This window comes from Paucisalibacillus globulus DSM 18846 (assembly GCF_000482485.1).
GTDB classification, from domain to species: Bacteria; Bacillota; Bacilli; order Bacillales; family Amphibacillaceae; genus Ornithinibacillus; species Ornithinibacillus globulus.
The window spans coordinates 220715-232418 of the sequence record NZ_KI519438.1; the positions used below are offsets into that span (position 1 = coordinate 220715).

Sequence of the window (11704 nt, forward strand, 5' to 3'; positions counted from 1 at the left end):
TTATAACAGTATTACAAGGGGTGTTATAATGAGTATGCATGAGAGAAAACTAACTAAGATTGGTAACAGTTACGGAATTACTTTTCCCAAAGAAATATTAAAAGAAGCTGGAATAACGTATGGGGATAGTGTACAGATGGAATTTAAAGAAGGCAAAATTACCCTTCAAAAAAAAGAGGAAATTATCCTTCCGGAAGGTGTAGATCAGGAGTTTATGTCTGTATTAACTGATGTCATCAAAGAACATGATATCGCATTCAAAGGACTGGTGGACAAATGACGGATGAAAAGGTTATATACTTAAATTCAAACCAGGTCATTGCCATTAACACCATGCAAATAAAATTGTATTCACCGGCCGAGCAAATTGGTGTTAAAGAACCAGCTTTATTAGATTCAGCAATTAACCGTCCTAAACAAACTATATTTGGTAAAGACGCATATCCCACCATCTATGAAAAAGCTGCGGCATTAACGGAATCCTTAGCGAAAAATCATGCATTCCACAATGCAAACAAACGTACAGCACTAGCAGCGTTAATTATCTTTTTAAAACTAAATCAATATGAATGGACAATGGATGTTATTAAAGAACAGGATTTCATTGTAGATTTGGTTACTAATAAAATTTCGTTTGAAAAAATGATATCTATCATTCAAGAATACACTGAAAAACTCTAAGTTCATCAGAGTTAGCAAGGTACGAAATAAGCTACATAAAAAAACAAAATGGTGCCTAGTCATAAGCCAAAGCACCATTTCTATTTCTTCTATTTTAAAGTTCACCCATTTTCCACTACAAAACGGTTAAATTTAATTGGACTTCATTCATCCTGCTAATGATAATGTCTTTAACGTTCAAACCACACTAATACGCGACCCCACTTAGTGGAGTCTCTTAGTTATATTCTTAATCATTCATTCTATTAACCCTTCAAGACTTCTAATAAGTCCACCTTAAATCCTTCTCTATCCACTACTTCACAAACTCTCACATTAGGTGCCTTCCCACTACGATTATTAATATCCACCATATTATAGCCTCTTGTAATCTCACCCTTTGTTTCCACATCCACATAATACATATTCGACTTGGTCATCAGCTTTTCATTCGCCGCAATTGCAACCAATACTGTATCCGGATGTGTCGTACCGTTAATCTTATGTACTTCCCGGTTAAACTTAAGAACAACCCGGTTAATATCCATAAAAAATTTTGAGCGATCCGTACCTAACTTTTCGATATCCCTATGATCTTCATCAGCCATAACAGAGAACTGTGTACACATATCCCAGCCAACCATAGTAATAGGAATTCCAGAATGGAGCACTATCTTCGCTGCTTCTGGATCCACATAAAAGTTATACTCAGCCGCTGCAGTAATATTTCCAAGGGAATTATTTGTACCTCCCATAATATAAATATGTGGAATATCTTTTGCAATCGAAGGATCCTTCTTAAGTGCCATGGCAATATTGGTAAGTGGTGCTATCGCTAATAATTCTATCACTCCTGGATTCGCTTTAACGGTTTCAATGATAAAATCTACCGCATGCTTTTCTTCCGGAAGTTGCTTCGCCTTTTCAAAGAAAGAATCTCCCATACCATCCTTCCCATGAACATCTTCTACAGTAACATGCCCCTCCTGGTTCCCTAATATTGGACCTTCATATCCTTTAAAAACAGGGACATGATAATCGGGATTGAATACCTGGATCGTATACAACGCATTTTCAACCTCTTGATCAAAATCCACATTTCCACCTGTAATCGTCACGCCTTCTACTTTAAAATGATGAAGTGCCGTCAAAATAGCAATTGTATCATCACCTGCAGTATCCGTATCAATAATAACTCTTCTCATCTGTCTTCCCCCTATGCCAGCCATGGTTAAAGTACTTTTCCCCGTTATATTCACTTACTTAAATGGTTACCCTGATTTTACACAATAATTATAAACTACTTTCATTTCATAATGCTAGTGAATATATTTTTAAAGAAACATTAGAAAAACTAACACATTCGCTTGTCCTTTTGCGAATGTGTTAGTTTTTCTTATGGCGGCGGAAAGGTTTTTATACTTTCCTAACTACTAAGAAAAAGCACAACTCCTAAGAATTGCGCCTTTGTTTACTACTCTTCTTCTGTCATAGCCTCTGCTTTAGTTCGTTGAACCGTTCCATGTGGATGGTGAGGTGGAGCATAAATAGTATAAAGCTTAATCGGCTCATTACCTGTATTAATGACATTATGCCAAGTTCCTGCTGGCACCATAATTGCCGAGTCTTCCCTAACCCTTCTCTCAAAACTTAAGTTATTTTGACTCATACCCATTCGAACAATACCTCTGCCCTCTTCAATACGTAAGAACTGATCTGTATCATGGTGAACTTCTAAACCAATATCTCCTCCTACTGGTATACTCATAACAGTAACTTGGAGATGCTTACCAGTCCATAGCGCAGTGCGGTAATTTTTATTCTGCTCGCTCGCCGCCTCAATATCTACAACAAACGGATTTGGTCCATAATCATTAAATTGAACTCTAGCCTTTAACTTTTCTGCTTGCCAATAACCCCATCTCATATCTGGAGATTGATGGTTCCCTAGATTTGTATATGTTGGAACATAATATGGGGCTGGGTATGGATAACCATATGGAATATAGTACATTTTTTTCCATCCTTTCATAGAAATACTAAACTATTCTATGCAAGAAGATGGGTAAGTGTACTACGATGTTTTCCTTCTCCCTGAAATACTATATTTACTAAGTGTTCCTAGTTATCCGTTTAGCCTTTCCAGTATCATTGGAAGCTCACTTAAGTCATCAATGACAAAATCTGCCCCAACAGAATCCCTGTAATTTTCTTTCTTCCACACTCCATACATGCCCACAGCTTGTGCACCCTGTACATCATTTTCTGGATGATCACCTACATACAAACTCTCATGCGGTGAAACCTCCATTTGTTTTAAAGCCCTTCGAAAAATATCCGGATTAGGCTTTTTGATTCCTTCCCATTCAGAGACCAGTATCGTATCAAAATAAGTTACAATCCCTAATGCCTTCATATTCTTTATTTGAAAAAGTCCTCTTCCATTCGTAATGATTCCCAAACGACACGATCTACTCTTCACACTTTCTAACATATTGAACAAATTAGCAAAAGGTATGCAGCAATTTTGGAATTCGTCTATGTAATCTTGAAGTAATTGTTGCCAGGTTATGTTTATATTGAATTCTTGCACTAACTGTTGGTAAACCTTATCTTTCCAGACATACCCTTTAGCGTCCAACTCTGTGAATCTAGAAATATAAAGTTCTTTCGGTATATGTCCCAGCCATTCATGTAACCTATGATATTGCCATTCTATAAATTGTTTGACAGAAGCGTCCCTGTTCAATAGTGTCCCATCTAAATCAAACAAAACTGCCTTAATTATTTTCTTCTACCTCCCGCCTTCCTATTTGACGAGTAGTCTTGACATCCCACTTATCATAACGTTCCGCTTCTATTCCTAGATTTTGGGTCTTCATCCAATCAAATGCCTTCAATACTAGTGGTGAAGCATTATCCGATGATACCTCATATTCTGAAACCCACAGAGCACCAAGCGAATCCTGTCCCTCAAATTGTTCTGGGATACTTATCTCTCCAACGACTTTCCTCACTAAATAATAAACAGCCGTATGGTGAACATGAGTATACCCTTTCCAATCCCAAGGTAGCATAAAGTCAATGACACCAATATTCCTGATGATTTCAATTTCAATTCCTGTCTCTTCTTGGAACTCCCTCTTCATCGCTTCAGCCAAGCTCTCCCCTTCTTCTAAACTACCACCAGGTAGGTCAAAGCGATTCTTATATGGACCACCATTCTTATGAATAACCAAAAGCCTATTATCATCCTCATAAATCCCATAAACACCAAAAGCACGATGGTATTTCTTCATCATTAATCATCCCCCTTTAGAGCCGCGGGGACAGGTACCTTGGCTTCAGCCGAGGTACCTGTCCCCATGGCTCTTTATAAATAGCAAAGAATGGATTTTTCTATCCAATACATAAATTCTGTAGTTGGAGATTGTTTTTCATGTTTCTTCATTTTTAAATACATGTCGATTCCATCGGAAACATCGTGCCATAAATCTGTGAATACGAAGTCGTATTTTCCATCATGCATTTTATTTTGTGCATATTCGAATGCATCTGTTTTAACAATATTAATCTTATGAGAGTTTTCAAATTGAGGTAATATATGGTTTTTAAACAGATTGATCACATCATCATTACTATCTACTATCGTAACACGTTCAACATTCTTCTTCTCTGAAGCCATATAGGCAAAATAACCAAGACCAAGTCCGTAAGTAAGTACATTCCCAGAAGCCCGCTCAATTGGTTCTTTCATTGTCTCCACTTCATTCGGCGTAACAGTCATCCAAATCCGGCCATTCTCTAGAACCGCCGGATAAACAAACTCCATATCAAAGAATCCTATTTGTGGAATCTGTCTACCTTCCCTTGTTTGGATAATGTCATCGCAAACAAATCCTTCAAAGGGCTTGTACCTTTCATATTTCAATTCACTACTACCTATTTTTAAAGTTGGGATCTTTATATTCTTATAATAAGGATTGCTATTATATTCTGCTTCATCTAGATGATGAATCATTTTCTCAAAATAGTGGTTAAAAAAGGTCTTGTCCTCCGCATTATCCACAATATCAAGTCCAAACGCAGCAGCTAGAATGACGGAGAAAGCATACTCATAAGAAATACCACCCTGAACAAACTCGTCCATTTCCTCTTTTTCCACATAGTCAGGTGCATTGTTTAAATAATTGCTTAACAAAGAAAATACTTTATTGTTATCATTTTTAGCTTTTTCATCTAATAAGTTAATCATTTAATCGTTCTCCCGTTCCAACATTAATGGGACAGGATTATTGTCCCTGAAAAAACTGACAATATAAGGTTCCTGTTCCTTAACCCAAAAACTAAGGTTTACTATATATCCCATGATATCCAATTTGAAAGCAGATTTCTATTGACAAGAATCCCTCTTATCATAGAAAATTGGAAACATTACTACAGTAGGAGGAATCATATTTTGGATCAACGAGAGCAGTTTTCTACTAAATTGGGATTTATTTTAACTGCAGCTGGTTCTGCAATTGGACTTGGTGCAATTTGGAAGTTTCCTTATATTGCCGGTCAAAATGGTGGTGGAGCTTTTTTAATTATCTTTCTTTTATTTACCATTATTCTTGGGCTTCCACTTCTTATGGCGGAGTTTACAATTGGAAGAACCGCCCAGAAAGACGCTATTTCTTCCTTTAAGCACCTAGCACCTGGGACAAAATGGTACTATATTGGAGCGTTAGGTATGGTTACCTGCTTTATTCTACTATCATTTTATAGTGTTATTGGTGGTTGGATTATCACCTACTTGATAAAAGCAATCACAGGAGGATTGAGCAACCTTGACGGTCAACAGTTTGAATCTGTGTTTAATGAAACCATTTCGAACCCCATTGGTAGTTTAACAGTTCAATTCGTGTTTATATTATTCACTATTATTGTTGTAGCAAAAGGACTGCAAAAAGGTATTGAACGTGCGAGTAGCATTATGATGCCAGCTTTAACTATCCTATTTATCATGCTAGTCATCCGTTCCGTTACATTAGACGGCGCTGCAAACGGGATTTCTTTTTTATTTCAACCTGATTGGTCAAAAGTTACATCAAAGACCATATTAGAAGCAATGGGACAATCATTTTTCACACTGAGCATTGGCGTGTCAGTAATGATTACATATAGTTCTTATTTACCAAAACATCAAAGTTTACCTAAATCTGCATTATCCATTGTGGGTATGAATATTACCATTGTACTTTTAGCAGGTTTGGCAATTTTCCCAGCTGTATTTTCATTTGGTCTCTCACCAGATGCTGGACCAGTACTACTTTTCAATGTTCTTCCTACGATTTTTAGCCAGTTGCCGTTTGGTATGTTATTTTTTGTATCTTTTCTAATTATATTTCTATTTGCTGCATTGACATCTGCCTTCTCGATGTTGGAAATTATCGTTTCTGTCATAGCCAAGGGAAACAAGGCTAAACGAAGTAAAGCATCGTGGATAATCGGTATTTCTATTTTTATTTTCGGTATCCCTTCTGCGCTATCATTTGGACCATTAAACGATTTTACTATATTTAACAAAACCTTTTTTGATCTTGCAGACTTCACAGTAAGTAATATTCTCATGCCAATCGGTTCATTTCTGATGGCTATATTTGTTTCATTTAAAATGAAGAAGTCAGCTCTGTTCGAAGAGATAAAACGTGGTAGTAAAATTAATCAAGCAATTTTTCACATTTGGTTTATCCTAATACGATATGTTGCGCCAATTTTAATCCTAGCAGTAATGCTTGATGTTTTAGGAGTTTGGTAGGACTGAGAATGTTCTTGTTTTCAATATAAAGCACATGTATGAGAAACACCTTTCTTTTACATGTGCTTTATTTCTGTTTTTTTAGTGGATGCTTTGCAAGATACTATGTAGACCGGCACCTTCAAAAAAGAACTAAATTTATACACATAGATTAGAACAATGGGGAAGAATAAAATCAAGGTCGAAAGCCATCATGACCTTTAATCCATAAAATTAATAAGGAGGAAACAATGAAGAAGTTTCTACAGATGACCACTGTTTTAATATTGGTGTTTGGCATTTGTTTAAGTGGAACTACAGCTGCAAACGCACAAATTGATTACGTTCCTAATGCAGGTGTCTATATCAATGGGAAATTGGTCAATGGAATTAATCCAATTATTGAAGATGGCGTGTATTACTTGCCATTCGTCGACCTAGCAAAAATATTGAATTATAACAGCGTTAAATTTGAGGAAAAAACAAAAACCTACGAGATAACAGACGGTTCAACGGTTATCCGAGTGACGATGGGTGGGACAAGAGCAAAAAAAGGTAACGAATATATAAACATTAAGCCTCCAAGATGGATTAATGAATCAGCATATATTTCTTTACATGCTGGTGGTGCTTTGTTCAACTCATATATTACATTTAAAAAGGAAAATGGATCGATTCAAATCCAAAATCCTGCCACAAAGTATGCGGTTCATAAGGGCGATACATTATACAACATTTCTCGCATTCACCATATCAGCGTTGATGAATTAAAACGTGTGAACAATCTTTCATCAAACGTGATTAAAGATGGGCAGATATTAAAGTTACCTAATGCTGATACATCTAAAGGAGAAATGGAACCTATAAAAGAGAAAGAGCCAGTTAAGAACAACAGCAATGCGTCCATTCAGGATCAAGCAAATAAAATACTTGAGGAAGCAAAGAAGTACATTGGTGCAAAGTATAAGTTTGGAGCAACTCTTGCAGAAGCCCCTAACTTATTTGATTGTTCTTCCTATACACAATTTGTATTTGGAAAAGCTGGTGTTCAGCTTCCAAGGGTTTCTAGAGACCAAGCAAGTAAAGGGGTGGCGGTATCCACTTCTAACCTAAAGGCAGGGGACTTATTGTTCTTTACAATGAAAGACACATATACCGACGGAAGGGTAGCCCACGTTGGTATTTATATGGGCGATGGAAGTATGATTCATGCTTCAACATCAAAAGGTGTTATGATCACCAGCAATGTCTTACAAAATCCTTATTGGTCAAAGAACTATCTATTTTCAAAGCGTATTCTTCAATAACTTTTGCTTCAATATTGTTGCATAGAGAACTCTAATCAGAGTTCTCTTTTTTCCAATAAGATAAGCATTGGAATGCCCCGATAATAATTTTATATATATAGAATAAGGGACATTTAATTATCCCCTCAAAAGGTCAGGAGCACGACAATTGCTCTTCTCACCACAATAACATGAATATAGAAGTATACACACCAAACTAATAACCAAAAAAGGAATCCTTTTTAATGTTCCGTTTTGAAATATTATCTTTCTGTAAATAACTTGAAATAGACTCTACCATTGACTTTGGTCCTGCGATAAAATACTTGCCTTCGTTCTTATATTTGCTGGTAAACTTATCTATTTCCTCATGCAAGTCATCCCTTGAACCAAGATAAGTTACATGTACTGAATGGTTGTTAGCTATTTCATTAAGCTCATCTTTAAAAATATAGGAATTATTGCTATCCAGATAAAGGAGAGTTATTGGTTGAACAGCCCCTTTTCCTTCCGCTTCTATTTGTTTTAAGATTGCCCGAAATGGTGTTATTCCAATTCCACCTGCAATCAGGAGTGAAGGGATGTTATCAGTCACACTAAAACTCCCTACTGGCCCAGCTATTCTAATTCTCATACCCGGTTTCAATTCTAACAATGCTTTCTTAAAATCACTTGGTTCCGCACTAATAGTAGTTGTTATTCGAACAACATTCTCTGTGGGTGCTGATGCTACACTAAATGGCCGGGTATTGTTTTTTATTTTTTTATGAATAATCGTAAACAAACCATATTGGCCAGTTTTCCAAGATAATGTCTTATCTTTTTCGAATAGAAATGTATACACATTTTCTGTTTCCTTGTAGCTTTCTAGAAATAATAGATCTTTCTTCTTAAACATGGATAATGCGTCTTGTATAAACCCCATTTTTTCACTCCTTTTTAAAAAGTATGATATATTTTCTAAGACAAACCCATATTCCTATTTCCGCCAAAAACTCGAACAGTTTGCCTTGTCCCAAATATTGAACTCAATAATTTTCTCAAGTAAAGAGTAGTCAACCTTACTATTCCAAGGGATACGTATTAGCTCCTTTGTATAGTCATATCCTGCCTTCACAATATCATCTTCAACATGTGTAATCGTTACACTTTCAGGGGCAACTGCTAGATGCTTTTTGGATAAACTAAAGCCAATAATGAATGTCCCGTGATCCGTGAACATTGGTTGGTTCCATTTTATTTCTGTTTTCAAATTTGGATAGTTATTGATTATCCAAGTAATCACTTCTTGTGTTCTTTCGCGGTGTGAAGGGTTGTCAATCCCCATTAAAAATTCAGCAAATGCTTCCATTTTGTGCCCTCCTTGAACAGTGCAGAATGCATAGTCCTATCCTTAGTAATTTGTAACCTTCCATACATTAACAAACTAACGTTAGAGCTTTTCCCCTAATACATTTTTAAGTTCTTCAACTTTGTACGACCAGCCACTTTTCGCACCCTTGAAAGCATAATCTTCTTTCTCAAATCCAGTATGTTCAAGATGTAGATAAGTTGTTTCTCCCTCTTGTTTTAATGTCCAAGTAACTACCGTGTTTATTGGTCCACCAACCCATGTGTAAGATAGCATGTTAGGCTCATCCACTACTAATACTTCACTATCTACTACCAAGTCAATTGCCTCGTTATGAAACTGACATTTGTACCCAACAATTGGTTTAAAATTATTTTCCATTACCCATTGTGCTAGCGTCTCCGAATTCGTTAAGGCCTCCCATACCTTATGAATGGGACTCTTAAATTGAAAATCTAATGATAAATCTGCCATCGTTTATTCCTCCAATATATTCTTTAGTAATAGTGCTTTTTCATTCCAAAACTTCTCATAAAAGGACAACCAATCTTTTACTTCCTGTAATGGGGCTGGGTTAAGTCGATACCTTGTCTCCCTACCTATTTTACGGTTCGTTACTAAATCAGCTTCCTTTAGAATAGACAAATGTTTAGAAACAGCCGTACGCCCCATTTGAAATTGAATAGTTAATTCATGAAGAGGTAGCTCCTCTACATCTGCTAACAAATGGATTAATTTACGTCTTGTTGGATCTGCAATAGCAATAAAAACATCACGTTTTTGATCAGTACTGTTCATAATCCTCCCCCTCTCTCAAATGGACACTGTTTGGTGTCATTATTATACGACACCAAACAGTGTCTAGTCAAACATTATTTTGGTGGAACAATGATTTACAATCAGATAGGTACCTCCAATCTATTCTTTCTCATTTTGCCTATAATCATAAATCCGAAGACCAGCCCGGGGAAGTACCGGATAAGTCTTCGGATCTGGAATGTACTTTTATTCAAGAGATATATGTATACAGGTCAAAAATCACTTTACATTATGATCAATTCTTTTAATAAATTTTGCTGGCACTCCTGCAACAACTGTATTCTCCAGGACATCCTTTGTGACAACTGCTCCTGCTGCAACAACAGCGTTATTTCCAATTGTCACACCAGGTAGAATTGTTACGTTTGAACCAATCCATACATTTTTTCCAAGTACAACTGGTAAGGGATATGTTGTATTTCTTGTTTCTAAAGGTAACCCATGGTTAAGTGTAGCAATCACAACATTCATACCAATTTGAGAACCATCACCTATCGTAATTCCACCTCTATCTTGGAAAGAACATCCTGTGTTTAAAAATACATTTTTTCCAATTGTAATGTTTTTACCAAAGTCTGTATAAAATGGTGGAAAACACATGAATGTTGAATCAACCTTGGTACCGGTTAGTTCACTAAAAATCTCTACTATCTCTTCTTTTGAGTGAAAAGATGAATTCAATTCCATTGTTATTCTCTGAGCTTCATAACTACACTGGGTTAACAACCCATGTAATTCTTTATCCTCACCCGAAATTGGATTACCATTCTTACAAAAATCTATAAACGCATTCATATCCATCTTTTTAAATCACCTTTCTACTTGGAAATTACATTTTGATGCTTAATGACGAATTGAAGTGGATTTAATTCCCTGTTTGCATTGGACTTATTTACTTAATATCAGTTTATCCAAGGCATAGGCAACACCATTCTCATCTTTTGATAACGTTTGAAAATCAGCTGGTTTCTTTACTAATGAAGTTGCATTTCCCATGGCTACACCGCAGCCAGCATATTCAATCATACTTAAATCATTTTCACCGTCACCTATACAAATAACCTCTTCCCTTTTAATAGAGAGTCTATTTGCAAGCTGTTTTACCGCATTTCCTTTACTTACAATCGGATTAAGAATTTCCAGAAAGAATGGTGTACTCGTTACCATCATATACTTTTCCTTATATGCCTTTGGTATTGCCTCAATAATATTATTTAAACGTTCCTCGTAATCGATAAACATCACTTTGGGAACCATGATATCCTCTGGTGTTTCGTCTAATGGTCGATAGTGGATTGGAAGTTGATTAGCAAAAGCCTCATAGATGGTATATAGGTGTATCTTTTTATTTGGTGTGAACATATCGTCTAAATCGAAATAATGCATATGCGAATTAACGTTTATGCTTAATTCATGTAAATCCATTAAGTCTTGGTAGGTTAAAAGGTTCTGTAAAATTACTTCTTCAGTATTAGTATTTTGTACAAGAGCACCATTAAACGTTATGACAAAATCCTCTTTATCATTTAATTCTAATTCCTCAACTAAATGGTGGACACCTCCAATTGGCCTTCCAGTACATAGCACAACTTTCACACCTTTTTCTTTAACCGCTTGAATGGCATTACTAACTTCTTTGGTTATTTCCTCACGACTGTTGAGAAGTGTACCATCGATATCTATTGCAACTAACTTATACAATCTAATTCCTCCCTAATTAATCGAAACATTTTATTATATTGTAACGTCTTCGAGTGATCCCTCCATTACTAATTCTAACGTGTTTGATTTGATACAACCAATACT

The 11704-nt window shown here is 36.0% G+C and carries 15 protein-coding genes; 4 read left to right on the forward strand and 11 right to left on the reverse strand.

Annotated features, from left to right (window positions below):
* Positions 1–28: 28 nt before the first annotated feature.
* Together K332_RS0118280 and K332_RS0118285 are read left to right on the forward strand one after the other, a co-directional pair.
* A complete protein-coding gene (locus tag K332_RS0118280; RefSeq protein WP_026908778.1) occupies positions 29–280 on the forward strand; it encodes an AbrB/MazE/SpoVT family DNA-binding domain-containing protein in 252 nt (83 codons plus the stop codon).
* Positions 277–681: a type II toxin-antitoxin system death-on-curing family toxin gene (locus K332_RS0118285; RefSeq protein ID WP_026908779.1), complete on the forward strand. Its 405-nt coding sequence runs from the start codon at positions 277–279 to the stop codon at positions 679–681. The genes K332_RS0118280 and K332_RS0118285 overlap by 4 nt, the downstream gene beginning before the upstream one ends.
* A 245-nt stretch (positions 682–926) precedes the next feature.
* Here K332_RS0118285 and K332_RS0118290 read toward each other — a convergent pair whose 3' ends face one another.
* The 5 genes from K332_RS0118290 to K332_RS0118310 all read right to left on the reverse strand — a co-directional run bounded on the left by K332_RS0118290 (position 927) and on the right by K332_RS0118310 (position 4915).
* Complete coding sequence (locus K332_RS0118290; protein ID WP_026908780.1) at positions 927–1865, reverse strand: nucleoside hydrolase; 939 nt, start codon at positions 1863–1865, stop codon at positions 927–929.
* Between the two features lie 269 nt (positions 1866–2134).
* Positions 2135–2674, reverse strand: coding sequence for a cupin domain-containing protein (locus K332_RS0118295; protein ID WP_026908781.1), 540 nt, complete (start codon positions 2672–2674; stop codon positions 2135–2137).
* Positions 2675–2785: 111 nt separating this feature from the next.
* Positions 2786–3448 (reverse strand): HAD family hydrolase, encoded by a 663-nt coding sequence (locus K332_RS0118300; RefSeq protein WP_026908782.1) that lies wholly within the window; start codon positions 3446–3448, stop codon positions 2786–2788.
* Positions 3441–3962 (reverse strand): NUDIX hydrolase, encoded by a 522-nt coding sequence (locus K332_RS0118305; protein WP_026908783.1) that lies wholly within the window; start codon positions 3960–3962, stop codon positions 3441–3443. Before K332_RS0118305 ends, K332_RS0118300 begins: the two co-directional genes overlap by 8 nt.
* Before the next feature lie 71 nt (positions 3963–4033).
* Positions 4034–4915: a hypothetical protein gene (locus K332_RS0118310; protein ID WP_036689278.1), complete on the reverse strand. Its 882-nt coding sequence runs from the start codon at positions 4913–4915 to the stop codon at positions 4034–4036.
* Positions 4916–5119: 204 nt separating this feature from the next.
* Between K332_RS0118310 and K332_RS0118315 the strand changes: the two genes are divergently transcribed.
* Together K332_RS0118315 and K332_RS0118320 are read left to right on the forward strand one after the other, a co-directional pair.
* Positions 5120–6463 carry a sodium-dependent transporter gene (locus K332_RS0118315; protein ID WP_026908785.1) on the forward strand — a complete coding sequence of 448 codons (1344 nt, stop codon included), beginning with the start codon at positions 5120–5122 and terminating at the stop codon, positions 6461–6463.
* A gap of 230 nt (positions 6464–6693) precedes the next feature.
* Entirely contained in the window at positions 6694–7749 is a 1056-nt protein-coding gene (locus K332_RS0118320) for a C40 family peptidase (RefSeq protein WP_036689281.1), read from the forward strand.
* A gap of 196 nt (positions 7750–7945) precedes the next feature.
* Here the strand turns inward: K332_RS0118320 and K332_RS0118325 are convergent, their stop codons facing one another.
* The 6 genes from K332_RS0118325 to yidA form a co-directional block, all read right to left on the reverse strand.
* The gene (locus tag K332_RS0118325; RefSeq protein ID WP_026908787.1) at positions 7946–8653 is read right to left on the reverse strand and encodes an FAD-dependent oxidoreductase; all 708 of its coding nucleotides are present in this window, start codon (positions 8651–8653) and stop codon (positions 7946–7948) included.
* Between the two features lie 54 nt (positions 8654–8707).
* Entirely contained in the window at positions 8708–9079 is a 372-nt protein-coding gene (locus tag K332_RS0118330) for an iron chaperone (protein ID WP_026908788.1), read from the reverse strand.
* Positions 9080–9160: 81 nt separating this feature from the next.
* The gene (locus K332_RS0118335) at positions 9161–9553 is read right to left on the reverse strand and encodes an SRPBCC family protein (protein ID WP_026908789.1); all 393 of its coding nucleotides are present in this window, start codon (positions 9551–9553) and stop codon (positions 9161–9163) included.
* A 3-nt stretch (positions 9554–9556) separates the two neighbouring features.
* Entirely contained in the window at positions 9557–9877 is a 321-nt protein-coding gene (locus K332_RS0118340; RefSeq protein WP_026908790.1) for an ArsR/SmtB family transcription factor, read from the reverse strand.
* 240 nt (positions 9878–10117) lie between these two features.
* Entirely contained in the window at positions 10118–10699 is a 582-nt protein-coding gene (locus K332_RS0118345; protein WP_026908791.1) for a DapH/DapD/GlmU-related protein, read from the reverse strand.
* Positions 10700–10786: 87 nt separating this feature from the next.
* A complete protein-coding gene (yidA, locus tag K332_RS0118350) occupies positions 10787–11599 on the reverse strand; it encodes a sugar-phosphatase (RefSeq protein ID WP_026908792.1) in 813 nt (270 codons plus the stop codon).
* Positions 11600–11704: the final 105 nt, after the last annotated feature.

Excerpts from the sequence above, each read along its gene's own strand:
- K332_RS0118340 (WP_026908790.1), bottom strand. The coding sequence starts at position 9,877 with ATGAACAGTACTGATCAAAAACGTGATGTTTTTATTGCTATTGCAGAT.
- K332_RS0118345 (WP_026908791.1), bottom strand. The coding sequence starts at position 10,699 with ATGGATATGAATGCGTTTATAGATTTTTGTAAGAATGGTAATCCAATT.
- K332_RS0118285 (WP_026908779.1), top strand. The coding sequence starts at position 277 with ATGACGGATGAAAAGGTTATATACTTAAATTCAAACCAGGTCATTGCC.
- K332_RS0118295 (WP_026908781.1), bottom strand. The coding sequence starts at position 2,674 with ATGTACTATATTCCATATGGTTATCCATACCCAGCCCCATATTATGTT.
- K332_RS0118320 (WP_036689281.1), top strand. The coding sequence starts at position 6,694 with ATGAAGAAGTTTCTACAGATGACCACTGTTTTAATATTGGTGTTTGGC.
- K332_RS0118290 (WP_026908780.1), bottom strand. The coding sequence starts at position 1,865 with ATGAGAAGAGTTATTATTGATACGGATACTGCAGGTGATGATACAATT.
- K332_RS0118325 (WP_026908787.1), bottom strand. The coding sequence starts at position 8,653 with ATGGGGTTTATACAAGACGCATTATCCATGTTTAAGAAGAAAGATCTA.
- K332_RS0118280 (WP_026908778.1), top strand. The coding sequence starts at position 29 with ATGAGTATGCATGAGAGAAAACTAACTAAGATTGGTAACAGTTACGGA.
- K332_RS0118335 (WP_026908789.1), bottom strand. The coding sequence starts at position 9,553 with ATGGCAGATTTATCATTAGATTTTCAATTTAAGAGTCCCATTCATAAG.
- K332_RS0118310 (WP_036689278.1), bottom strand. The coding sequence starts at position 4,915 with ATGATTAACTTATTAGATGAAAAAGCTAAAAATGATAACAATAAAGTA.
- K332_RS0118330 (WP_026908788.1), bottom strand. The coding sequence starts at position 9,079 with ATGGAAGCATTTGCTGAATTTTTAATGGGGATTGACAACCCTTCACAC.
- K332_RS0118305 (WP_026908783.1), bottom strand. The coding sequence starts at position 3,962 with ATGATGAAGAAATACCATCGTGCTTTTGGTGTTTATGGGATTTATGAG.